The sequence below is a fragment of the uncultured Chloroflexus sp. genome, assembly GCF_938091255.1.
Taxonomy (GTDB): Bacteria; Chloroflexota; Chloroflexia; order Chloroflexales; family Chloroflexaceae; genus Chloroflexus.
Map to the genome: position 1 here is coordinate 1 of NZ_CALLJH010000032.1, position 22539 is coordinate 22539.

The following is a 22539-nucleotide window of genomic DNA, read 5'->3' on the forward strand; positions in this document are numbered from 1 at the left end:
GGGTTCAGGTTATCCGCCACGAGCACGATCCGCCGGGCTTGGGGGTAGTCTTCGTCCGCCGGCAGGCGCAGTTGTTCGGCAAAGTCGCGGCGGGCGCGCCACCCCCGCAAAGGCTCGATAGCCAGGAAGAGATTGGCCACGCCGCGGCGTTCATACTCGTCGTCCTGGCGAACGGGCTGCTCGGCCTGCAAGGGCGGGACGCCGCGCGGCGCGTCATGCAGTTCCTTGCCGGCTTCGTCCAGACAACCGACCGGGTAGGCGGGATCATACGGTCGTTGGGACACGTCCAAGACGTCTTCCATTTCAATTCGATGCTCGCCATTCTCGGCGGGCAGGATTACCCCGGCATAGACGCCATCGTCGGCAATGAGATCGGGCGCAACGCCGTCATCGCGCAGCGTTACAGGATGGCGCTGCCCACCCGGCGTTTGCACGACGCCGTCGACAGTCGCACCAGCAATGGTATGGGTCCTTTGGACGAAGGCAAGCAGACGGATAGGTTCAGGATATGTCACCGCTCCGCCGTTGAGTGCATGCAGGCTGGCAGTCAGGTCGGTTGCTCCGGCAAGGGATGCTGTGGTGGTTTCCCACGTAATCCGCAACAGGCGGCGTGCCTGATGACCAGGGGTCAGATCGATGCGTGGCTGTTGTCCAGACGGTGGCGCAACGGCAGCCAGTTCGGGATGATACAGGCGCCGAGGGTAGTTGTTCAGCACGCCATCGCGCGGATCGGCATCCGGTGAGCGCGCGAGGGTCTCCCACCCGCTAGCGCGGTACATACGATGCTGCGCCGTTTGGTACGTATTATTCAGCGCCGTCGAGAAATTGAGCCATTCGTAGACGCCGTTCCCGGCATTCCAATGCGAATTCATTATCGAAGGAGACACCGGAACGTCGTCGCGGCACGGCCTGCCAGGTCTTGCAGCATTGCAAGCATCCCTTCCTTTATATTCATCGTAGAGCGAATAGAAGTAATGACCGAGTTCGTGCGCCAGCGTGTATCCACCCTGTTCACGTCCTGCCGGTGCGTTCAGATAATCGAACACAACGGCGCCATTGTTGTCGACAAACTGATCACACATCAGGATGCGCAAGCCATTAATTCCATAACCAGAGATGTGAGCGTTCGGCCAGCAACGCTCTACCCAATAAATATTAGCCTGTGGGCGCTGCGCCGGATCAGAGATGACGCGCACGTTCCGCAGTTGGTGCACGCCGTTGGACATCTCAAAGAGAGCGTCGGCGAAGAAGCGAAACATATCCTCGTAGACCACCCGCTGCTGCGCTGTGGGAACGCGATAGAACCACACTGTCATATCGATGGGTCTGATGCTGCTGATGGGATCAGCAATGAAGTCCATGCCGCTGACATTGCCGTTGACAGTCACGGTGCGTGTCGGCGGGGAAAAGGTATACCCGCTGCGTGCTGGCGTCAGGATGTACGTGCCTGTGGGAACATTGGTCAGGGTGTATTGCCCGGCGGCATCCGTCGTCGCGGAGCGCGTGCCGTCACTCACCGTCACGCCAGCCACTGGCGTGCCGCTTGCGTCGCGAACCCATCCACTGATGATGTGCAGCGGTATGTGCAAACCAATCACTCTTACCGGCAATGGACTGTAACCAGGTATACCGTTGCCAAGTTGACCATAATCGTTCGATCCCCAGCACTTCGCAGTGGCATCAGTTAGCCGGACGCAGGTATGGGAACCGCCGATTGCAATACCTGATACTCCGTTAAGTCCAATTACCTCTCCTGGATTAGGTTGACCATTACCCCAACACTGCACCGTGCCATTCGACAGTAGTGCGCAAGTATACACGTGTTTCGCTGCTATTGCGCTCACTCCGCTCAAGCCGCTTACTGCCACCGGACTAAGGACAGGATCGGTCGTATTAGCGCCAATGCCAATCTCACCGTTATAGTTGCTACCCCAACAGCGTACTGTGTTGTTGTTCAGCATCGCGCAGGTATGACCCGCACCCGCTGCCAGTGCGATGACGCCACTTAATCCGTTGACTTCTACTGGTGTGCTAGAATTGGTTCTTGTGCCATCACCTAGCTGCCCAGTGCCATTGAGTCCCCAACAGCGTACTGTGCCATTATCGAGCACGGCACATGTGTGGGACGATCCAGCTGTGATGGACATAACACTGCTCAGTCCCACCACGGCCACCGGCAGCGGGCGATTAGTAGTGGAGCCATCGCCAAGCTGACCGTAAGCATTGGAGCCCCAGCAGCGCACCGTTTTATCCGCCAGTAACACACACGTATGCGCCTCGCCCGCTGCAATCGCTTCTGCATTGTTCAAGCCGCTTACTGCTACAGGCGTGGAGCGGATTGCTGTGGTACCATCGCCGAGCTGCCCTGACCCGTTATAACCCCAACAGTGTACTGTTCCGTCGGCAATGGCACATGTGTGCGCCCTCCCTGCTGCAACAGCAGTGACATTACTTAACCCGCTCACCATTACTGGTGTTGGGTGAGTAGTAGTGGCGCCGTTGCCAATCTGTCCATACCGATTCTCGCCCCAGCAATGCACTGTACCGTCCTGCAGCACAGCGCAGGTATGCGTAAGTCCTGCTGCAACTGCTGTAACGTTCCGGAGATCGTTGACTATGACCGGGTTAGACTCGTAACCAATCATGCCATTGCCGAGCTGTCCTGAGGAATTCGATCCCCAACATGCCACGGCGCCATCGTTCAACAATGCACACGTGTGCTTTGCGCTTGCTGCAATAGCCGCTACATTGTGCAGTCCCTGCACCATTACCGGCGTGGGACGAGCGATCGTCGTTCCATCGCCAAGTTGACCAACATCGTTGAGTCCCCAACAGCGTACTGTTGCATCGTTGAGTATAGCACATTTGTGTGGTCCTCCGATTGTTATAGCGGTCACTCCACTCAAACCGTCTACCTCTTCTGGAAGAGACCGACCGTTACCCCAACAACGTATCGAGCTGTCAGACAACAATGCGCACGTCTCTGATCCGCCCACTGCCACGCTTCTTGCACCAGACAACCCGCTTACCGTTACCGGCGTGAGACGATTAGTGGTTGTACCGTCACCAAGCTGTCCGCTATGATTACTGCCCCAGCAGCGAACCGTGCCATTGTTCAGCACGGCACAGGTGTGCCGGTGATTTGCTGCGATAGCAGTCGCTCCACTTAAGCCGTTGACTATCACCGGTGTAAGGCGTGTGTCGGTTGTGCCATCGCCAAGCTGTCCGGTGTTGTTGAATCCCCAACAACGTACCGTTCCATCGCTCAGCAATGCGCACGTGTAGAGATGTCCTCCATCAATGGCCGTTACATTGGCGAGACCGTTTACTGCTACTGGAGTAAGGCGGTAGAGAGAGACAGTGCCATCGCCAAGCTCGCCTGACAGGTTCCGGCCCCAGCAGCGCACAGTTCCATTCGTCAGTAACGCACAAGCGTGCCCTGAGCCTGCTGTGATAGCGACCACATTACTTAGACCGTGTACCGTTACCGGCATAGTGCGCGTAATGGTTGTTCCATCACCAAGTTGGCCATAGGTGTTATTGCCCCAGCAACGCACCGTGCCATCAATTATCAGAGCACAGGAGAAACCCTCTCCTGCCGCAATAGCCGTAGCTTCTTCAATACCGGAAAGCGGGGCGCCCAGTGACGTAGTTGGTCTGTTTGATGCTTCCACAATAGCGGGCGAGTCGGCTGAGGGAAGGAGTGGGACAAACAAGGTAAGAAGCGTGCCGATAAGCAAAAGAGCAAGGGGCGAAAAGACACGACGCATAGCAGATGCTCCTTGTGTGATGATACGAGGACGACGAACAGCACTATGCTCACTTAATAAAGGAATACATCTGGCTCATCGTGCAGTCAAGAGGCAGTGAGTACTATATCTCATAGCACCTCATGGTTCGGTTCAGTACAGACTCAAAAGACAGCCGCTGCTCTGTAACACTGAGTGAGCATTGCGTAAATCTGGCGACGATCTCGTTGCTGCAGGCATACGGCTGACTGAAGATTGCATCTGGGTGAGCATTGCGAAAAGTATGTCTAATAGAGCGATTAACCAGATCTTGTACAAGCATTGCCCGTGTTGACTGTCCTGCAGCGGACGTTGGCTGAGCCTGTCGAAGCCAACGTCCGCCGCGCTACGTCCTTGACGGTCCAGGTTTTGGTTGATTGCTCTACGAGCGATCACCTCTGAGGTGCAATTGGATGGACGAAGGCATTGCCTTCGCTCACCCAATTGACTTTTTTCAGCCATGCTCTTAGCGACCGCAGCGCAGGTACGACGTGTGAGTCGTTGGTTCCCACCGTGTGATGAAGCCGTCCAATACGCTCTGCCGTCTGATTCGTATGCTCATCGCGGCCATGTGGACAATACTGCCGGTGCGCACAGCGGGACGCCTGGGCGCTGTGGGCAAAAGTCCTTGGTGAGGATATGGTTCGGCCGTGCTTACCGCAAGTGAAAGCCCCACTGGGGCCGCTGATGCCAATGCACAGTTATGCGTCTACAACATGTCTGCCAGTGCGCATTGACCCTTGCGCTTTGTACGACGAATGCTCGAACATCTTGTATAACGGAACACGATGGAGTGTCGGGTATATGCGCGATGGTTCGGCTCTATCACGCGGTCTCGAATCGGCTACCTGGCCTGGCAATGAGGGCTGCTGCCAGGTCTTCACTGCGATAAGCAGCGCAAAGCCGAAAAAGGCGCTGAGTTGTTTCTCTCCAACTATCCGCTTCCGATTGGTCAGGAAGCATCACCCGCCCCGCCAGACGGCGTATTCATCCAGCGCTCTCTGTGGTGATCCCGCAGTGCGGCGCCGCAACGCTGTACCTGACCGTCCCGCCGGTCGAGTTGGCGATGGCTCAAGGGGTGATCGCGCGTCTCTTCACCGGGCCGCTGCCGGCATCGACGGCGGCGCTTCGCCGGTGCGCAGCAGCCGGATGGCATAGAAGAGCTGGTTGTCGGCGCAGGTCGTCGCCCCTGGCGGCGGCTGGCGGTCGCCGACGCACAGGGTCTGGGTCTCGGGGTCTTCGGCATAGGGAATGACGTACTGCGGCGTGATGCCGACCTTGTCGATCTCGGTGCGTGCCGGGGTGAGCCAGTGCGCAAACGTGATTCTTGCACTGCTGCCGTCGCTCAGATGGTAGATGTTCTGCACCGATCCCTTGCCGAACGTTTTCTCGCCGATCAGGGTCACATTGGGGCGGCTGTCGCGCAAGGCGCCGGCGACGATCTCGCTCGCGCTGGCGGAACCGCCATTGACTAGCACGACGACAGGAACATCGAAGGCGCGTATGTCGCCGCCGACGGTGCGAATTTCGGTGATTTCGCCTTTGCTATTCTGCTCGTAGAGCGCCACGCCGTTGTAGAATCGTCCGAGAACGGCGCGCGCCTGGTCGAGGAAGCCGCCGGGGTTGTTGCGCAGGTCGAGGACGATGCCGTTCGGCGCTTGCGGCAACAACTCGCGCAGCGCCTGATCGAATTCGGGAACGGTGTTGGCTTTGAATTCGATGATGCGGATGTAAGCGATTCCGCCATCGACCAGTTGGGCTTCAACGCCTGGCACCACAATGTCGGCGCGCGTCAGCGTGATGTCGAACACCTGATCGCCTGGTTGCCGCCGGATGGTCAGGCGCACCTGCGTGCCGGCTTGCCCGCGGATTTTCGCTGCCACTTTCACCGCCGCTTCATTGATGTCGAGACCTGCGATCATCGGCGCAACCGGTTCGCCATCGATCGCTACGATTTCGTCGTCCTGCCTGAGACCGGCGGTATCGGCCGGCGCGCCTTTGATCGGTTTGTAGAGAAACGCCCGTCCGTCGGTGATCCGCAGGTATGTGCCGATACCGCCCATACGTCCCTGCATATGCTCGTTCGTCTGCGACGCCAGCTCCGGTTCCTGGTAAACGGTGTACGGGTCGTCGAGCGACGCCAGCATGCCGGTGATTGCACCGCGGATCATGCGGGTGTGGTTGATCCGGTCGCGCTGGTAGAACTCGGCTTCGACCAGGTTCCATACTTCCCAGAAGACACGGAACTGTTGCCGCAGTGAGGGCGGCGTCTCCTGGTTGGCAACCAGGCCCGGTCCGATCACCGGAACCAGGCGCGTGATCGAGATGCTGTCGGCAAAGACGGTCGCGCTGACCCAACCGCCGGCGAACCCCGCCAGGAGGAGGAGCAGTGCCGCGGCAAAACGACGAGGGAACCGGAAACGCAAGGACATGGCAACCCTCCTGGGATGGATGACGGATTTCGGTGGAGGAGGGGCGGGTCTCAGACCTGCCCCCACGCCTTCGGGAGGGGCAGGAGGGGCAGGTCTCAGATCTGCCCCCGGGAACCTGCCTCGACGCCCGCCGGCAATTCCGTCATCCCAGCTCGTACATGATGATCGCGGTGGCCACGATGGGCGCCGTCTCGGCGCGTAGCGTGCGCGGACCAAGCGACACTCTCATGATACCATGTCGTTCGGCGTAAGAGCGCTCGTCGTCGGTCAGTCCGCCCTCCGGTCCGCTGAAGATGCCCAACGTTGCTGGCGATGCGTCGCGGCGCAGGGTGTGCAGCGCTGCTGCAAGCGGTGTGGCGTTATCTCCTTCCCACAGGAGTAGTGCGGGGGAAGCGGGCGTGGACTGTGTGCATGCTTCGGCGAAGGTGAGCGTCGCTGCCAGGTGCGGCAATCTGCCGCGCCGCGACTGTTCGGCGGCTTCGCGGATAATTCGCCGCCAGCGCACCAGGCGACGTTCATCAGGCGGGGCGTCGATGCTGCGCGTGCAGAGGATTGGAACGAACGCCGCCGCGCCCAGTTCGACCCCCTTCTGCAATGCCCACTCAAACCGTTCTGCCCGGATAATCGGCAGGTAGATCGTCAGGGCAAGGCGTGGCTCACCGCCAGCCACTTCACGCGATTCGATGGCGCCGCTCACCGTGCCACGCCGGTCAACCGTTTCCAGCGCAACGGTATACTGCCATCCCTCGCCGTCCAGCAGCACAACGCGGTCGCCACGCCCCAACCGCAACACGTTCGCCAGTTGATGCGCCAGGTCGGGATCGAACAGACGCACCCGCCCGGCGTCGAACGCTGATGGGGCGACGAAGAACCGGTAGGTGTTGCTGTGAACGGTATCGCGCGGACGACGAGGCATGGGTTATGGTTTACGGTGCACCAGCGCCACCCAGTCGCCCTCCAGTCGGCGCGAGACCGCTTCCAGTCCGGCAGCGGCATAGGCGGCTACCACATCAGGTTCACGATCGGCGATAATCCCCGAACTGATCAACAGACCGCCGGGGCGCAGCGCCGTCGCAAAATCTGGGGCGACCGCCACCAGCACCCTGGCGATAATGTTGGCGACGATAAGATCGAATGGCGGCGGCGTATCGCCCGGTAACAACACCGGCAGGAACACGGGCGACTCAGCATCGCTGCCGGCGTCGGGGCGCAACCAGTGCCCGAAGGAGGCGCCGCGCCCCAGGCTGCCTTCGGCAACGATGATCCTGTCTGCCACACCGTTTAGTGCCGCATTTGCTCGCGTCGCTTCGACTGCAATCGGGTCGGTGTCGAGCGCCAGCACCTGCGTGGCGCCCAGACGCGCCGCTGCAATCGAGAGAATCCCGGAACCGCACCCCAGATCGAGCACGCGCATTCCCGGCGTGATGCGCTGCTCCAGCTCAATCAGGCATAACTGCGTTGTCGGGTGCAGGCCGGTGCCAAATGCCATGCCAGGATCGAGGCGCACGAGCAGATCATTCGGCAGCGGCTGGTAGTCCAGCCAGGATGGGACGATCACGATACGCGACCCGATCCGCTGGATGGTATAGTACTGCTTCCAGGCATTCGCCCAGTCTTCCTCTTCGATCTGTCGAATCTGCAACGGACCGACCGGACGGATCATGCCCAGCAACCACAGTCCTTGTTCAATGCGCGCACGCGTCTCTTCGGCGGAGTCATCGAGCGCCAGGTAGGTGCGCACCGTCACCGGACGCGCCGGGTCATACTGGTACTCCGGGCCATCTTCGCCAGGAATGATCGGCGGTTCGATCGCCACGCCGCCGTTGTAGCCGTAACGCGCCAGCAGCTCACTGACCGGTTCGACCGCTTCGCTGTCACAAGCAACCGAGAGTTCAAGCCAGGTCACAGGTTTGGTTTGTCCGCCGCTTTCCATCGTGTCCCCTGTGGGGTATCTTCGAGCGTAATGCCGAGGTCCGCCAGGCGGTTGCGCACCATATCGGCGAGCGTGAACTGTTTTGCCTTGCGCAATTCGCTGCGCACTTCAACCAGCAGATCGATGAATGGCGCCGCCGGCTGGACCACGGGTCGCTGCGCAGTCAGCGTCAATCCAAGCACATCGATCAACTCGCGGAAAGTGGCCTGCGCCTCGGCAAACGGCGCCCCGCCGACGCCCGCATCGCGCGCGGTGTTGATCGAGCGCACCAGATCGAACAACGCTGCCAGCGCCCCGGCGGTGTTGAAGTCGTCGTCCATCGCGGCGATGAACCGCTCGCGCGCCGTGCGCGCCGCTGCCAGCAGCGCCTCGACCGCCGGCCCAGTTTCGATGGTCCCGATCGGCGGTTCGAGCGCCGAACGCAATCGCGCCAGTTTGCGCTCCTGGTCGGCAGCGATCTCCTCACCGAACGCCAGCGGGCTGCGGTACGAACTGGAGAGCACCGTCAACCGCAACACATCAGGATGATAACGCGCCAGAAACTCGCGGATGGTCACCACATTGCCGAGCGACTTGGACATCTTCTCCAGTTTGTAGGAGCCATCCGCCAGACGGGTCTGGATCTGGAGCATGCCGTTGTGCATCCAGTAGCGCGCAAACGGTTTGCCGGTCAGACTCTCGGTTTGGGCGATCTCATTCTCGTGGTGCGGGAAGATCAGGTCAGTCCCACCGCCGTGAATATCGATCTGCTCGCCGAGGTGCGCCAGGTTCATCGCCGAGCACTCGATATGCCAGCCGGGACGCCCCGGACCCCACGGACTATCCCAGAACGGCTCACCCGGTTTTGCCGCCTTCCAGAGCGCAAAATCCGCCGGGTTCTCTTTGCGCTCATCGACGCCGATGCGATTACCTGCGATCATATCATCAAGGCTGCGCCGTGAAAGTTTGCCGTAGTCAGGAACGGTCGAGACGCGAAAGTAGACGTCGCCATCCACGACGTAGGCGTGGCCAGTCTCGATCAATCGGCTGATGAAGCGCTGAATCTCAGGCATTGTCTCAGTTGCGCGCGGGTAGATATGCGCCCGCTTGACGTTCAGCGCCTCAAGGTCTTCCAGAAACTCGGCGATGTACGACTCGGCGAGTTCCTTCGGGTCACGCCCGAGTTCCCTGGCCCGATTGATGATCTTATCGTCCACATCGGTAAAATTGACGACGTGCTGCACGGCGTAGCCGCGGTATTCCAGGTAGCGCCGCACCACATCGAAGACAATCGCCGACATCGCGTGCCCGATATGCGCCCGGTCGTAGACCGTTACACCGCAGACATACATCTTGACCACGCCGGGTTCGATGGTTGCGAACGGTTCGAGCGTGCGTGTGAGTGTGTTATAAATGCGAATGCTCATATGCGTTATATCCCATCACCGGCTACATAGCCATACTCATCGACTGCGCCATTTCCATTCGTATCGCCGAGCGCCGACCAGCACTGCGATGCGAGCGCATCCTCTTCGACGTGATGTTCGAGATGATGGTTGGTTGCAACTTCGAGTTCGGTCAGGCGTTCTTCGAGTTCCAGCACTTTCGCGCGCAGGCTGCGCAACATTTCCCCTTCGGGGTCGGGCAGATATTCAACACGGCGCGTTTCGCCGGTATGCGGATCGCGTTGCGCCACGATGCGCGCCGGAACTCCGACAGCGGTGGTATGGGGCGGAACATCCTTCACCACCACGGCGCCGCCGCCGATACGCGCCCCTTCGCCGATCGTAATGGCGCCAAGCACAATCGCGCCAACGCCAATCACCGCGCCGTCGCGTACCGTCGGATGGCGTTTGCCGCGCTGCTTGCCGGTGCCGCCGAGGGTCACCCCCTGATAGAGGGTCACCCAGTTGCCGATCTCGGTGGTTTCGCCGATCACCACGCCCATCCCGTGGTCGATGAAGAAACCGCGACCGATGACGGCGCCCGGATGGATTTCGATACCGGTGAGAAAGCGACTGATCTGCGAGATCAGGCGGGGAATGAACGGCACGCCGCGTCGCCAGAGGGCATGCGCTAGGCGATGCAGCAGAATGGCATGCAATCCGGGGTAGAGCAATACTTCTGCCAGATTGCGCGCGGCTGGATCATTGAGAAAAATCGCGCGAATATCGTCGCGTATGACGCAGAGCAGATGATCGTTGTTCCTGGACATACAAAACCTCCCGTTTGACGGTCAATCGAAGTGCGTCATGCAGATCAGGGGCGTCATGCACAGTGCAACGACGCCCCTAACGACAGATACAGGTCTGCGCGACGAACCCGACCGACAGGCGGCGGGAGGCTTGGAGGAAGGTATAGAAGCGCCCGCTAAGGGGGCGCAGATGGCTCAGGTCAGGATTCACTGGAGCCTGTCTCGCTCTTCTCACTCTTCGACGAGCTATCGCTGCCGATGCTCGCGCTGTCGCTCTTGCGGCTATCGGTAATATACCAGCCTGAGCCCTTGAAGACAATGCCCACCGGCTGGAAGACCCGGCGTACCGAACCTTCTTTGCCACAACGACATACCCGCAGCGGTTCGTCTTTGAACGACTGGAACTGCTCGAACTGCGCACCGCAAGCGTCACAGGCGTACACGTAGGTAGGCATAACCGTCAGGACCTCCTGGCATTGAGTGATGAATCATGGATATGTCATTTGCTTCTTATTGTAGTCGATCTGTTGAGGATGATCAAATGGGGAAATGTAGGATTTGTGTTAGAGATGATGTCAGGTTTTATGAATTCAGGTACGCAACGTATGCATCACCAACCCGCCGAACCCCGGCGGGTCACAGAACCGGATGATGACGTCGGGGGCGCCATGCCACGCGGCGCAGGCACGCACCGCCGTCGCCAGATTGGTCGCCAGTTCGTCGTCCGGTTCAACTCCTGGTTCGAGGTAGAGCGCCCTGACCTCAAAGACGCCATCTTTCCGGTGCGCCTTTGGATCGAGCCGCCCGACCAGCGCGCCTCGGTGCAGGATGGGCAGCGTGAAATAGCCATATCGTCGTTTGGGCGCCGGGGTATAACACTCGATGCGATAGTCGAAGCCAAACAATTCGAGCGTCCGCCATCGATCCCACACCACCGGATCGAACGGCGAGAGCAGCGTGGTGACGGTTGAGCGGAGCGCGCCAGCGGCAGCCGTCCGCGCCAGCGGCAGGTTATCCGGGTGAATGTAGACCGGATCGCGCCACCCTTCGACACGCGCCGTCATAAGCGCGCCTTCGGCTGCCAGTGCAGCGACAATGCGCGCCGTTTCCGCCTTGCTAGTGCGAAAGTAGTCCGCCAGCCAGCGCGTCGGCGCCGCGCCGAGCGCCTGTGCTGCCGCCAGCGTCAGGGTGCGCTGCGCCGCTGCGACATCGGGTGCACGGTCATCGTTCCATTCCGGCAGCACCCGCTCGCGCAGGTCGTAGACGCGCTGAAAGTTTTCGCGCCGGTCGATCATCAGATCGCCAACAATGAAGAGCATTTCCAGCGCCATCTTTTCGACCTTCCAGTTCCACCAGCCGCCTGTCGCGCCATCGTTGCGAGTAAAGTCAGCCGAGCGAACCGTGCCGTTAGCGCGAATATGGTCAATCAGGGCTGTGGCAATTTCCTGGTTCTCTTGCAGCCACCGGCGCGCATAGGCGTTGCTGCGCGTTTTCCCTGCCAGCATCAACGAGCGGTAGACCGGGTAATCCTCGATGGGCAAAAAGCATGCCTCGTGCGACCAGTACTCGAAGATTGCCCGCTCCGCCAGCAGATCGGTCAACCAGTGCGGCGCATACGCGCCGAGGCGGCTCCACAATACTAGAGCCTGTTATGCACTTCAAACGTGGTATGATTTCAGTATGACACGTCAACCCTATCCAAGCGATGTAAGCGACGAGGAGCGGGCCTTCGTCGCTCCCTCCCTGACCTTCATGACCGAAGACGCCCCGCAGCGCGACCACTCGCTGCGCGAGGTCTTTAACGGATTGCGCTGGATTGTCCGCACGGGAGCGCCCTGGCGCATGATGCCCAGCGCTCCGCCGCCGTGCGCCGTGGGGCGCCGTCTATCAGCAAACCCAGCGCTGGCTGAAGGCCGGGGTCTTTGCGACGCTCGTCCATGATCTGCGCGCGCCCCCCCTGCCCCCCCCCGCAGGGGGGGGGAAAGGGGGGGGCAAGGTCCACGTGGCTGAAGCGGGTCATTACCGTTATGCTCGAAAGTACATAACAGGCTCGAGAGAAGCAGCGTGTAACGGGAGTTCGAGATTATCCACTAAGCCTGACCGGGTCAGGTTGCTCGATCTGGTAATCACTCGCCATCGCGGTCACCTTCTTTGAACGTGACGATGTATACTTTGGCGTGAATGTTTCGCAAGGGATAGGCGCGAATTTCTAGTTTGCCGTGCTGAACCAGTTCGGCTGCGCGCAATATCGAGACGTATCGCACCGCCAAGCAGTAAACGCCCCTATCATACATATCACATCTGTATTTCTGAATCAGGTCTGGCAAAAACGCAGCAGGCAGTGTAGGTCTTTCTCCTCGCCGCGGGGCTGACGGCAGGCGCACTCGCCGTGCCGGCGGCGTGACGCTTCGCTCATCGGGCGCTTCTGTCACCGGAATTTGGAATTGCTATTCCGCCTTCATCACCCTTGACATCCAAAGCCAAACCTGTTATCATTTTCGATGTCGATATAAGAATTGATAACGATCATCCCAGCCATGCCACTCAAAAACTTCGCCGTTATCAACCATCCGGTCCGCATGCGCATCTTTCAGGCGCTGCATGCCGGGGAACTCTCCATCAATCAACTCTCGAAGCGCCTTCCTGATGTCCCCAAGCCTTCGCTCTATCGACACATTCATCAGATGCTCGAAGCAGGCGTTATTGTGGTCACACGCACGCGCCTGGTCAACGGGATCGAGGAGCGTTTCTTCTCAGCGGTCAACGAATTGATTGACCCCGCGGATATCAGCCAGCCCGAAGGCCTCGAGCAGTTTGCCGATCACGTGCAGTTGTACGGCAACAGCGTGGCGCAAGAACTTATGCGCTACATTCTGTCGAGCGGCGACCCATGCGACAAAAACATCGCCGTCCGCGACCACGTGTTTTATGCCTCCGAGCAGGAGTTTGTTCAGGCGCGTGAAACGATTTATCAGCTGTTGAAAGAGCTGGAAGCCGCACCCCCGGCGCCTGGACGCAGGAAATACCGCATGTTCATCATGGCGCATCCGGCGGGTTCCGCTGAAGAAGAGTAATCGTTCTCAAACAGCGCGCGCCTGGACTGTGTGTGCAGTATCCCCGTTTTTATCAATCCATACCTTATTCGTGAGGTGTTTATGCCAACCTGGATAACAAATAACCGATTGTACGATTTAGCCCGGCAGGGGCGGCGGCTTACCCCGTGGTGGGGCGTCTTTGCATTGGCGAGCGCGATGCTGCTCGTCTCGTCGTTGTTTGGCTTGCCGGTGCAGTTGGCGCAGATGGCGCTGGCTGGCTTTTCCGAGTCGGAAATGGCGGCTCAGCCGCCTTTGCTGGCCGGGCTTTTCATGGGCTTGCTGCTGGCTGTGTCGTTCGGCACGCTGATTGTGCTCGTCTGGCTGTGGGTATGGCGCTACGAGAAGCGCCCGTTTGCTACGCTGGGATTCGAGCGGCGCGGCGCGCTGTTCCAGTATGGGCGCGGCCTGTTGATTGGTGTGCTGGCTTTTGGCGGGTCGGTGGGGCTGATGGCGCTCTTCGGTTATGTTGCCCCCGAAGCCGGCGACCCGGCGCGGGCGGGACTGGCGGCATTGGGCGGCGTGCTGCTCATCTTTCTGCCCGGCTGGTTCATTCAGGGCGCGGCGGAAGAAGTGCTGACGCGCGGCTGGATGCTGCCGGTCATCAGCGCGCGCTATCGCCCCTGGCTGGGCATTCTGCTCTCTTCGCTCTTTTTTGCCGTCATGCACGGTCTCAACCCCAATGTGAGCATTCTGGCGCTGGTCAACCTGATGTTGTACGGGCTGTTTGCCGCGCTATACGCCTTGCGCGAAGAATCGCTGTGGGGCATTTGCGCCTTTCACTCCGTTTGGAATTGGGCGCAGGGCAACCTGTTTGGGCTGGCGGTCAGCGGGCAGGAGACCGGGGTTGGCACGCTGTTCGACCTGATGGAAACCGGACCCGACTGGTTCACCGGCGGTGCGTTCGGTCCCGAAGGCGGGCTGGCAGTGACGATTGTGCTGGTTCTGGGCAGCGCGCTGATGGTCGTTTGGCCGAAATCCAGCCAAACCTCGCAAGACGCTTCGGTGGAAGTTTTTCTTCGGTAGAAGGGCGAAATGTCTATGCAAGTCGAAATTCTGTATCGTCCATCCTATTCGCTCGGCGTGGTAACGCTTGCCCCCAATGAGCAAATTCGGGCCGAGGCCGGCGCGATGGTCAGCATGTCGGAGGGAATCACGTTAGAGACGAAAGCGGAAGGCGGTCTGTTCAAATCGCTCAGCCGCGCCATTCTTGGCGGCGAGAGCTTCTTTCAGAATTTCTTTACCGCCCCGCCGCAGGGTGGCGAGATTACCTTCGCTCCTGAATTGCCCGGCGATGTCTTTACTCTGACGCTGAACAATGAGCGGCTGCTGGTGCAGACTGGCTCGTATCTGGCTTCGGAACGGGGGATCGAGGTTAATGCGAAGCTTAGTCTGAAAGCCTTCGAGGCAATGGAAGGTCTCGCCATTTTGGAAATCTTTGGTAGTGGCCAGCTGTTGCTCTCATCGTATGGCGCCATTCACGAAAAGGTGCTGAGGGACGGAGAAACGTACATCGTTGACTCCACGCATCTCGTTGCGTTCAGCGCCGACATGACCGTTGCAGACCGGCCTGTCGGCGGGTTGAAATCCACCCTCTTTAGCGGCGAAGGCTTTATCGTACAGTTGCGCGGGCCGGGGCGGGTTCTCTTGCAGACCCGTTCCCCCCGCGCCTTTCTCGATTGGCTTGTTCCGCAATTGCCGCGCACCAAAGAATGAGAGGCTGACCGACATCCCGATTCGTGAGAAAGAAGGCCAGATATGAACGCCAACCAAACCCAAACCATCTCCAACCCGATTCTTGATTTCTTTGCTTTCCTGCGGCGTCCAAACGCAGAGACCATATCTGCTCCGCTCAAGCAGAAACTTCTGGTTATGGCGGTTATCGTTGCGCTGGACATTCTGATTGGCATTCTTGCAACACTGGTGACCGCCCCCATTGAAGCGCTGATCTCGGTGCAGGCGCAACATGCAGGAGAGGCTGTTGCGCAGTTGGGTTTTATGCTAGCCCTGGCGGGAATTTTCGTTGCGCCCCTCATCGAAGAGGTGACATTTCGGCTCTGGCTGGCCCCGAATCCGCTCTTCTTCTTTATCTCGTTTGCCTTGATTACAACGCAGTACGCACCGCTGCCGTTTACCGGTCAGTTGAGAGAGGTGGGGCTGGCGGATGACTTCCTCGTGTTGGTGAGAATCGCCTTTTACCTGATAATAGGCGCCGTCATCACGCTGTTTTTCTATCTGCGCCAACGAGGCGGGAAACCCTACGCCGATTTCTTCCGCCGTTACGTTGCAGTGTACTACTATGTGGCGGCGATTGTGTTCGGCTTTGTTCACTTGAGCAACTACAACTACAACGTCGAACCCTGGTGGTACGCGCCCGTGCTTATCCTACCGCAACTGATTGGGGGATTTGTGTTCGGGTATATCCGCATTCGGCTGGGATTCTGGTACGCCGTGCTGGCGCACATGGCAACCAATCTGCTCTGGACGCTGGGCGATGGGATGAACGCACTCTTTGGCGAGACGGGCGGGGTCGTCTGGCTGGCGATTCTCTTCGTCCCTTCTCTGGCGGTGGTGGTGATGACGTTCAGGAAAAATCTCGTTTCGGTCGAGAAAGCGCTGCCACAAGGGTAATTCACGCACCAAGCCCTGCGAAAGGATGACGACTTTCCTTTCGCAGGGCTGGTCGGCCCGACGACGGTGCGGCAGCCATCAAACCCCGGGGCCGCCGCCGATGATCAACAGAGAAGCGCCCATAACATATCACTTTTGCGGAAAGAAAGCATCCACAATCAGCCGGGTAGTATCGAGATTGCGGCTCTGCGTACCGGCGGCAGGTAGTTGCGGAGGGCGCGGCGGCCACGTGTGTCCGTCGTTGTGGACGATATAAGCTGTTACCTGCGCTCCACTTGTGCAATTGGCGTAGGTCTGCTGTTCGACAAACGTGCCATCTGCCACTTCCACCGGTAGCTTGACCGATTGCGGCACGGGATCGCAGCCGTTGGCGGCAGCGAACCGCCCCACTGACTCGGCTTGCGAGACGACCTGCCCGCCTGCGCAGCCAAAGCGGATGCCCTCGCACACGTTACCGCCCTCCAATGGAATGAGCGGATCGGCGCTGCCGTTGACGGCCAGAATGTTCAACGGCGCGGCAGGGGCGCAGGTCGCAAAAATCGACTGTGGGATGTTGGCAATCACCGGTGCGATACCGGCGAACACGCCTTGCGTCTCGCAGCCTAGGCGGTAGGTCATCATCCCGCCGTTCGAGGCACCGGTGACATAGACGCGCTGCTCGTCCAATGGGACACGGCGGCCAATGTCGGCGATCATCTCTAGCAGGAATGTCACATCGTCCACGTCTGAAGTTGCTTCCGTGCCGCGCCCATCGTTCCAGTGGGCAGCATGTTGCCCGGCAGAGCGGTACGAATCGGGATAGGCCACATAAAAGCCGCGCTCATCGGCGTAGGCATCGAAGCCCAAAAAGTGCTGCATCTTCTGGCCGCTGCCGCCCCCGCCGTGCAGGACGATAAGCAGGGGCAGCGGCTGCCCCTGCCGTGCAGCTAGCGGAGTGTGCAGGATGTAGGTGCGTTTCAGTCCGTCTACTGTCATCGAAAGGTCATGATTACCGGGACGCAGGGAATCGGTCTGCGGACGGACGCAAGCGGTTAGTAACAATGCAAGGGCGAGAAGAAAAAGTTGTTTCATTGCCCCTCCTGCCGTAATGGCGTTTCAGCGCGATACAAATGCCAGATCGTCTCTCGTTTGGGGCTGCGTTCAGCTATGTTGTAAAATACCCACACCTGCGTTGCACCCACGAATGGTTCTGGCTCGGCTTTGGCAGTCAGCGAGTCGGTCAGCAGCCATTGCTGACTCGGGGATTGAAACAGCGTCGCAAGCCAGATTTCACCCGGTTTGCCGAAGGTCACATCCCAGAAATTGGGTCCGGCTGTTTGGTACGGCAGGCGGCGTGGTCTGGCTAGCGATCCTTGGGGTTGGTTCGCTTGCAGTGATGGTGATAGTGTTGAGGGCCAACGTTGGCGCGGTGGCTAAAGCGTTGCCGCGAGCCTAACGCTGCCATCAGCCCTGCACCAGTCGGCATGCGTTGTGCAAGGTTAACAGCTCTGTTGGGATATTTGGGCAAGCCCTGAAAACTCAGTGTCACCGTTTACGTGCTCGTCTCCAGCCAAACCTGTTTCTCGCCCGCCGAGAGTGTCTCTGGCCCGTACTGCCGCACAATCAGCCCAAAGGCCACGATGACCGCCGCCGTGACCGCTGCGGCGACCACGCCCTCGCTGCCCGCCACGACTGCGTTGTAAGTGCCATGCCATAGAATCGTGGCCAGCACGCTGCCGCCAGTGCTGTTGTATAACCACGTCAGCACTATTGCCCCGGCCACAATTCCTACCACGAACGACAGCACCGAGAAGAGCGAGAGTTCATAGTTGTAGAAAAAAGCTGGGGCATGCCATCCCGCCCACAGCAAGCCCAGTATGAACGAGGCATCGCGTGCGCTGTAGCGGGCCTGCAAGCGCGGCAGGGCAAAGCCGCGCCAGCCGGTCTCTTCACCCAACCCCGAGATGAGGATCCACGCTAGCCAGCCGGCCAGCCAATGCAGGCCGGGCAATTCGGCTACCTGACCGAAGCCGCTTGCCGCCTGCCATGTCCCCGTAACGAGGCGCATGACCAGCACGACCGCGCCAAAGACTGCCAGCGGACTAAATGCTGCCGCCAGCCAGCCCCAACCGATGCGCCAGCGTGTCAGCCTCCTGATCAATTCGCGCAGCCCCGCGCTGCCGCTTGTCCAAGCAGTGACGATGACCGCCGCCAGCAGTGGCCCGTAGCCCGCCGCTAGATGCAGCCAGTGGGGGATGCCGCTTAGCCAGCCTTGCCCTTGTAGTGCTAATGGGACGTAGGCGCACCAACTGATGAAGTAGGCAAGGATAACGTAAACGGCGGTCGGTTTGCTCATTCTTGTTCTCTTTCCTCTTGGATGCGGTCGGGTTTCGGGTGCCAATGGTGGGGAGGATGCATGTCGTGTGTTCGTTCAGGCTGTAGGAAATTCCCTTCCCGCGAGGCGAGAACGACTAGGTGTATGTGTATACCACCATTGTTAAGGGACGTTTATGGTGGCGTGAATATGTCTTACACCTAGCGAAAGAATAGGAAACAAAACCAAATCAGCGATGGAATGAATACATATGTGAATGGTTCGACAATGAACCGTAGTTCACCGGCGAAAGAGGTAACGCCCTATCGCGAGTGACTGCTCACTTTGGATGTGCCACAATCACACCCGCCGGTCGGTCATCTGCTTAACTCGTTAGGTCAGTACGCTGCTCACTTGTTCAGGCGTATGAAGGCTGCAAGCGCGGCTGCGACTGTGCGAGCCACAGCGCAACCATCGGCATCACCAGCAGCGGCAGGTGCATAACTCCTATCCATACCCGCTCTGGCGTTGTCCAGTGACTCAGGTTGAATAACCCGTACAGCAGCCCGTTAAACGCTGTTACCCGCAGCGCAAAGCCATCCACCTGCGGCCACGCGAGGATGAGCACAAACAAGAAGACCGGGGTCACAAAACAATACGCTAAGCCGTAATCGGGTGAGGTGAGTAGCAAGAGCGGGTTAAAATCAGGCAAGACGGTCGTCCCCTCGAACCGCAGTGGCGACCAGAACACGAGCAGGGCAAAGGGCAAGAGCAGCCAACGCCAACGCGGAATTGCCTGCCAGTCTAACCGTAGTTTGTCCAACCACGCTACCCGCAGCCAGAGTGTCCCCAGCAGCACCTCGGCCACCAGCGCGCCGGTATGCACGGCAAACCCGTAAGTGGGAGTCACGGCGTGCGTTTGGATAGCAGCGATCACCAGATAGTTTAGCCCGAAGTAGCCAGCGATCACCCGTCCGCCGCGTGTGGGTTGCCATACGGTAAACCCAACCACCGCCAGTGTGGCAAGATGGAATATCCAACCCCAAGCAGCATATGGCACTGTCGCCCGTTGCAGAATCTCGAAGATGACCTGCGAGGTGTCGTTACGTGGATCGTAGGGTCGCTCGGTATAGAGGGGGAGAAATGCGATGAAGACCAGCGTGATATAGACCAACGGATAGAACCATTTGCGTGTGGTTAGTTTCATTATTATCTCCGTGTTGGTCATACGGCGCTTGGATGGCTGTCGTGTCTGTTATTGCCAATACATGCGACTGATGTGCCATTAGCCCGGTTCTTGGTTCAAGTCATAATTGCTGTCTCTATCGTACTCAGTTGGGTTTCACTACAAGCGGGAGGGGCAGGTTTCAAATCCGCCCCTCCTGTACAACATAGGGCGCGGCGCGTCCCCTGTCCTTGCGGGGGGCGATGCACACCCCTGTCCTTGGGCGGGCGCGCAGCGCCCGAAGCAATCCCCTATTTGCAAGCACTATTAGCGCAAGGGACAGCGTTCCTTGGGCGGGCGCGCGGCGCTCGAAGCAATCCCCCGCTGCCAGAGCGGAGATTGCTTCCCCGCTAACGCGGCGCGCAATGACAAAGGGCTACTTCTCGGCTATCTCCTACTCGCTATCACCGGTACGCGCTGTGGCGCAAGCGGTCGGCGTCATAGCTAGTGTACGAGCGACTCAGTGGTTTTAACACCGGACTGCGGTATTCGCAGCGTGGAATTGAGGAGTCAGTGGTCTCAAAATTGCGTTTGTACTGCATGACACCCTCGATTCCGGCACTTATGTTGAAGTCGAAGTAACGTAATCCCTGCTCGATAGCATCATGGATGATCTCAACATCAAGGATAAACAAAGTACGTCATACCAGTGCGTCACGAGTCGCCATGCCGTGCCAAAGTGTGACGTGCTGGTTCCAGTAAAACGCTACCCGTCCACCTCCAACTGCGTTATCAAGTTCGACGACCCACAACCGGATTTCGCGCGGATACGCTTGGCACGAAGCCGCATGTGGCTTCCGACCGTTTGACGACTTCCAGCCGCATACCGTAGGCATAGGCGTCGGCCGTCGGTTGTTCCCCCGTATCGCCCTAGTCAACGAACGCATCTTCGACCGACTCGCCCATGACGGCCTGAACCTGTTCCATCAACGTGGCGACCGGCGCGCGTTCCGGTTCGTTGGCGGGCGTGCCGACCACGGCCAGCAACTAGCCCAGCGGATCAACCGCCACGTGGAGCTTGCTGCCCGTGCGGCGTGTATGCCCGTCGGAGCCGGCGCGTGCGCTACGTTCCGGGGGCGATGGCACGGTACGCACGTCAACGATTGCCGCGCGCGGCGCAGGTGTGCGACCTGCGATGGCGCACACCCGCATGCGCAGATCATGTGAAGAGCGTCGCACCGACCTCGGCCTTCAGTAGAGACGGTGCATCGCACCGTCTCCTAATAGAGACCGTGTCCCACGGCGGCAGATCGTTGGGCGTCATGCGCGTTGGAGAGACGTTGCATTGCAACGTCTCTCCTCCCGTGCGGACGATCCAACGCCATCCATTCAAGACCTCGCGCAGCGAGTGGTCACGCTGCGAATCGTTTGCGGTCAGTACGATCAGGGAGGGAGCGACGAAGACCCACTCCTCGTCGCTCACATCGCGTGGATAGGGTTTGCGTGGCATGCTGAACGTATACCACGTTTATCGCCGAAGTACATAACAGGCTCTAGCGTGGGGTGTGGAAGAAGGTTGCATACAGACAAGTACGGGCAACTTCCCATCAATCGACTGGGTGAATAATTTGAATCCTTTGCTTTCCCTGCTCATAAGGTATTGCTGACTTCTTGTAACATACGGCATTCTTTCGTGCTTAGAGCAATGTTCCCTTGTTATAAGAGTAGATTGATTTGTGCAGGAGAAAGACAACGATCCCCCCATTTCCGCAAGGGAAGCGGGGGGATAGGATCAATAGGGCGAACAATAGCTGTACAGTGCGAGTTTACTGTGCTGCTTCGTTCACGTACCCCTGCAATTGCGGATGCAACGAGGGATCGCGCAGCTTGCGTAAAGCTTCGTGTTCGAGTTGGCGCACTCGCTCGCGAGTCAGGCGTAGGCGCTGACCAATCTGTTCGAGGGTATGCATCGGTTCGCCGTCAAGACCGTAGCGTAAGCGTAAGATATTTCGCTCGCGTGGTGAGAGTTGGTTCAAGGCAGCTTGGACATCGGCCTGCAGCATACTCTCGCTCACTTCATCAAAGGGAGTAGGTTGGAGCGGATCGGTCAAAATCTCGGCCAGCGCACCGCCGCCGTCTTCAGTGTGGGCTTCGTCGAGCGAGGCAGGTGTCAGCCCGGCTTGCTCAGCTCGTTCGACCTGTTCAACGGTGAGTCCGGCGGCATGGGCCAGCTCTTCCAGTGTCGGTTCGCGGTCGAGCTGTTGGGCCAATTCTTGCCGCAACCGCGATAGCCGGCTTAGCCGTTCCCCCAAATGCACCGGCAGACGCACAGTGCGGCTATGGTCGGCAATCGCCCGCCCGATGCTCTGCCGAATCCAGTAGGTGGCATACGTCGAGAACTTGAGGCCGCGACTGGCATCAAATTTATCGACGGCGCGCATGAGGCCGACGCTACCTTCTTGGATCAGATCGAGCAAGGCCAGACCGTGACCCTGATAGCGGCGGGCAATGCTCACGACCAAGCGCAGATTGGAGTTGATCAATTGAGCGCGAGCTTGCTCGCCAGCGGCGACCTGCGCCGCTAGCCGCTGCTTTTCGGCAATCGGGAGCAATGGCTCATTGGCCAGCCGTTCGGCGGCCCGCCGTCCCTGCGCGATCGCGTTGGCTAGTTGCTGCTCCTGCTCGAAAGTGAGCAGCGGCTCGGCGCCGATCTCGTTCAGATACAGCACAATCGTATCCGATGCACTGCGACCAATCGTGGTTGGGTTGCTCATTGCGCCTCCTTCGTGCGCCGGTGTCTCTGTTCGGCGCGTGCAATGTGAACCGCCGAGGTTCATAGATGTAGACGCAGGTGATAGCCTCTGCGGTTCCCCGCGGCCACGTAAGCGTAGGCCGTATGGGGTGCGGCGGCTGGGTAGCGCCGCGCGCTTTGGTTGCGGGCAGGTGGTGTGATGGGTAAGGTGAAGATGCTACACTGCCCGCCGGTTTCTAGTATCGGCGGGCAGCTTAAAGAGAAGGTTAAAGAAAAATGA

19 protein-coding genes and 2 pseudogenes are annotated in these 22539 nt (G+C 59.2%); 5 read left to right on the forward strand and 16 right to left on the reverse strand.

Annotation, left to right across the window (positions count from 1 at the left end; all coding sequences use genetic code 11):
- The 9 genes and pseudogenes from Q1A00_RS11385 to Q1A00_RS11420 all read right to left on the reverse strand — a co-directional run.
- A partial coding sequence (locus Q1A00_RS11385; RefSeq protein WP_299756841.1) for a carboxypeptidase regulatory-like domain-containing protein occupies positions 1-1589 on the reverse strand: 1589 nt, incomplete at its 3' end.
- Between the two features lie 63 nt (positions 1590-1652).
- A pseudogene (locus Q1A00_RS18470) lies at positions 1653-3770 on the reverse strand (RCC1 repeat-containing protein); the annotation flags it as partial.
- Positions 3771-4882: 1112 nt separating this feature from the next.
- On the reverse strand, positions 4883-6220 hold the full coding sequence (locus tag Q1A00_RS11390) for a S41 family peptidase (RefSeq protein WP_299756844.1): 1338 nt from the start codon (positions 6218-6220) through the stop codon (positions 4883-4885).
- A gap of 142 nt (positions 6221-6362) precedes the next feature.
- Positions 6363-7136, reverse strand: a complete 774-nt coding sequence (locus Q1A00_RS11395) for a 16S rRNA (uracil(1498)-N(3))-methyltransferase (protein WP_299756847.1) — start codon at positions 7134-7136, stop codon at positions 6363-6365.
- Between the two features lie 3 nt (positions 7137-7139).
- On the reverse strand, positions 7140-8153 hold the full coding sequence (locus Q1A00_RS11400; RefSeq protein WP_299756850.1) for a 50S ribosomal protein L11 methyltransferase: 1014 nt from the start codon (positions 8151-8153) through the stop codon (positions 7140-7142).
- Positions 8123-9559, reverse strand: a complete 1437-nt coding sequence (gene cysS / locus Q1A00_RS11405) for a cysteine--tRNA ligase (RefSeq protein ID WP_299756853.1) — start codon at positions 9557-9559, stop codon at positions 8123-8125. Before cysS ends, Q1A00_RS11400 begins: the two co-directional genes overlap by 31 nt.
- A 5-nt stretch (positions 9560-9564) precedes the next feature.
- Entirely contained in the window at positions 9565-10326 is a 762-nt protein-coding gene (epsC, locus tag Q1A00_RS11410; RefSeq protein ID WP_299756928.1) for a serine O-acetyltransferase EpsC, read from the reverse strand.
- Positions 10327-10526: 200 nt separating this feature from the next.
- Positions 10527-10781: an FmdB family zinc ribbon protein gene (locus Q1A00_RS11415; protein WP_299756856.1), complete on the reverse strand. Its 255-nt coding sequence runs from the start codon at positions 10779-10781 to the stop codon at positions 10527-10529.
- A 135-nt stretch (positions 10782-10916) separates the two neighbouring features.
- Positions 10917-11963, reverse strand: a complete 1047-nt coding sequence (locus Q1A00_RS11420; RefSeq protein ID WP_299756859.1) for a crosslink repair DNA glycosylase YcaQ family protein — start codon at positions 11961-11963, stop codon at positions 10917-10919.
- A gap of 43 nt (positions 11964-12006) precedes the next feature.
- On the opposite strand from Q1A00_RS11420, the pseudogene Q1A00_RS11425 reads away from it, so the two are divergent.
- The 5 genes and pseudogenes from Q1A00_RS11425 to Q1A00_RS11445 all read left to right on the forward strand — a co-directional run.
- Positions 12007-12277, forward strand: a pseudogene (locus Q1A00_RS11425) (transposase); the annotation flags it as partial.
- 586 nt (positions 12278-12863) lie between these two features.
- Positions 12864-13400: a helix-turn-helix domain-containing protein gene (locus tag Q1A00_RS11430; RefSeq protein WP_299756862.1), complete on the forward strand. Its 537-nt coding sequence runs from the start codon at positions 12864-12866 to the stop codon at positions 13398-13400.
- A gap of 81 nt (positions 13401-13481) precedes the next feature.
- Positions 13482-14444: a type II CAAX endopeptidase family protein gene (locus Q1A00_RS11435; protein ID WP_299756865.1), complete on the forward strand. Its 963-nt coding sequence runs from the start codon at positions 13482-13484 to the stop codon at positions 14442-14444.
- A gap of 15 nt (positions 14445-14459) precedes the next feature.
- On the forward strand, positions 14460-15134 hold the full coding sequence (locus tag Q1A00_RS11440) for a TIGR00266 family protein (protein ID WP_299756868.1): 675 nt from the start codon (positions 14460-14462) through the stop codon (positions 15132-15134).
- Positions 15135-15176: 42 nt separating this feature from the next.
- A complete protein-coding gene (locus tag Q1A00_RS11445) occupies positions 15177-16049 on the forward strand; it encodes a CPBP family glutamic-type intramembrane protease (RefSeq protein WP_299756871.1) in 873 nt (290 codons plus the stop codon).
- A 129-nt stretch (positions 16050-16178) separates the two neighbouring features.
- On the opposite strand, the gene Q1A00_RS11450 is transcribed toward Q1A00_RS11445, so the two are convergent.
- From Q1A00_RS11450 to Q1A00_RS11480, 7 genes are all read right to left on the reverse strand, one after another.
- Positions 16179-17120, reverse strand: coding sequence for a PHB depolymerase family esterase (locus tag Q1A00_RS11450; RefSeq protein WP_299756874.1), 942 nt, complete (start codon positions 17118-17120; stop codon positions 16179-16181).
- Positions 17117-17341 carry a hypothetical protein gene (locus Q1A00_RS11455; RefSeq protein ID WP_298401409.1) on the reverse strand — a complete coding sequence of 75 codons (225 nt, stop codon included), beginning with the start codon at positions 17339-17341 and terminating at the stop codon, positions 17117-17119. Before Q1A00_RS11455 ends, Q1A00_RS11450 begins: the two co-directional genes overlap by 4 nt.
- Before the next feature lie 239 nt (positions 17342-17580).
- Positions 17581-18384, reverse strand: coding sequence for a type II CAAX endopeptidase family protein (locus Q1A00_RS11460; RefSeq protein ID WP_298401411.1), 804 nt, complete (start codon positions 18382-18384; stop codon positions 17581-17583).
- A gap of 376 nt (positions 18385-18760) precedes the next feature.
- Entirely contained in the window at positions 18761-19549 is a 789-nt protein-coding gene (locus Q1A00_RS11465; protein WP_298401413.1) for a hypothetical protein, read from the reverse strand.
- A 422-nt stretch (positions 19550-19971) separates the two neighbouring features.
- A complete protein-coding gene (locus Q1A00_RS11470) occupies positions 19972-20109 on the reverse strand; it encodes a hypothetical protein (protein ID WP_298401415.1) in 138 nt (45 codons plus the stop codon).
- 617 nt (positions 20110-20726) lie between these two features.
- Complete coding sequence (locus Q1A00_RS11475) at positions 20727-21017, reverse strand: hypothetical protein (protein WP_299756879.1); 291 nt, start codon at positions 21015-21017, stop codon at positions 20727-20729.
- A 316-nt stretch (positions 21018-21333) separates the two neighbouring features.
- Positions 21334-22281, reverse strand: a complete 948-nt coding sequence (locus Q1A00_RS11480) for a sigma-70 family RNA polymerase sigma factor (protein WP_298401417.1) — start codon at positions 22279-22281, stop codon at positions 21334-21336.
- Between the last annotated feature and the right edge of the window lie 258 nt (positions 22282-22539).

What these genes read in the sequence shown, in the direction of transcription:
- Q1A00_RS11390 (WP_299756844.1), bottom strand. Translation starts at nt 6,220, where the DNA reads ATGTCCTTGCGTTTCCGGTTCCCTCGTCGTTTTGCCGCGGCACTGCTC.
- Q1A00_RS11395 (WP_299756847.1), bottom strand. Translation starts at nt 7,136, where the DNA reads ATGCCTCGTCGTCCGCGCGATACCGTTCACAGCAACACCTACCGGTTC.
- Q1A00_RS11400 (WP_299756850.1), bottom strand. Translation starts at nt 8,153, where the DNA reads ATGGAAAGCGGCGGACAAACCAAACCTGTGACCTGGCTTGAACTCTCG.
- cysS (WP_299756853.1), bottom strand. Translation starts at nt 9,559, where the DNA reads ATGAGCATTCGCATTTATAACACACTCACACGCACGCTCGAACCGTTC.
- Q1A00_RS11415 (WP_299756856.1), bottom strand. Translation starts at nt 10,781, where the DNA reads ATGCCTACCTACGTGTACGCCTGTGACGCTTGCGGTGCGCAGTTCGAG.
- Q1A00_RS11430 (WP_299756862.1), top strand. Translation starts at nt 12,864, where the DNA reads ATGCCACTCAAAAACTTCGCCGTTATCAACCATCCGGTCCGCATGCGC.
- Q1A00_RS11435 (WP_299756865.1), top strand. Translation starts at nt 13,482, where the DNA reads ATGCCAACCTGGATAACAAATAACCGATTGTACGATTTAGCCCGGCAG.
- Q1A00_RS11440 (WP_299756868.1), top strand. Translation starts at nt 14,460, where the DNA reads ATGCAAGTCGAAATTCTGTATCGTCCATCCTATTCGCTCGGCGTGGTA.
- Q1A00_RS11445 (WP_299756871.1), top strand. Translation starts at nt 15,177, where the DNA reads ATGAACGCCAACCAAACCCAAACCATCTCCAACCCGATTCTTGATTTC.
- Q1A00_RS11450 (WP_299756874.1), bottom strand. Translation starts at nt 17,120, where the DNA reads ATGAAACAACTTTTTCTTCTCGCCCTTGCATTGTTACTAACCGCTTGC.
- Q1A00_RS11460 (WP_298401411.1), bottom strand. Translation starts at nt 18,384, where the DNA reads ATGAGCAAACCGACCGCCGTTTACGTTATCCTTGCCTACTTCATCAGT.
- Q1A00_RS11465 (WP_298401413.1), bottom strand. Translation starts at nt 19,549, where the DNA reads ATGAAACTAACCACACGCAAATGGTTCTATCCGTTGGTCTATATCACG.
- Q1A00_RS11470 (WP_298401415.1), bottom strand. Translation starts at nt 20,109, where the DNA reads ATGCAGTACAAACGCAATTTTGAGACCACTGACTCCTCAATTCCACGC.
- Q1A00_RS11475 (WP_299756879.1), bottom strand. Translation starts at nt 21,017, where the DNA reads ATGCCACGCAAACCCTATCCACGCGATGTGAGCGACGAGGAGTGGGTC.
- Q1A00_RS11480 (WP_298401417.1), bottom strand. Translation starts at nt 22,281, where the DNA reads ATGAGCAACCCAACCACGATTGGTCGCAGTGCATCGGATACGATTGTG.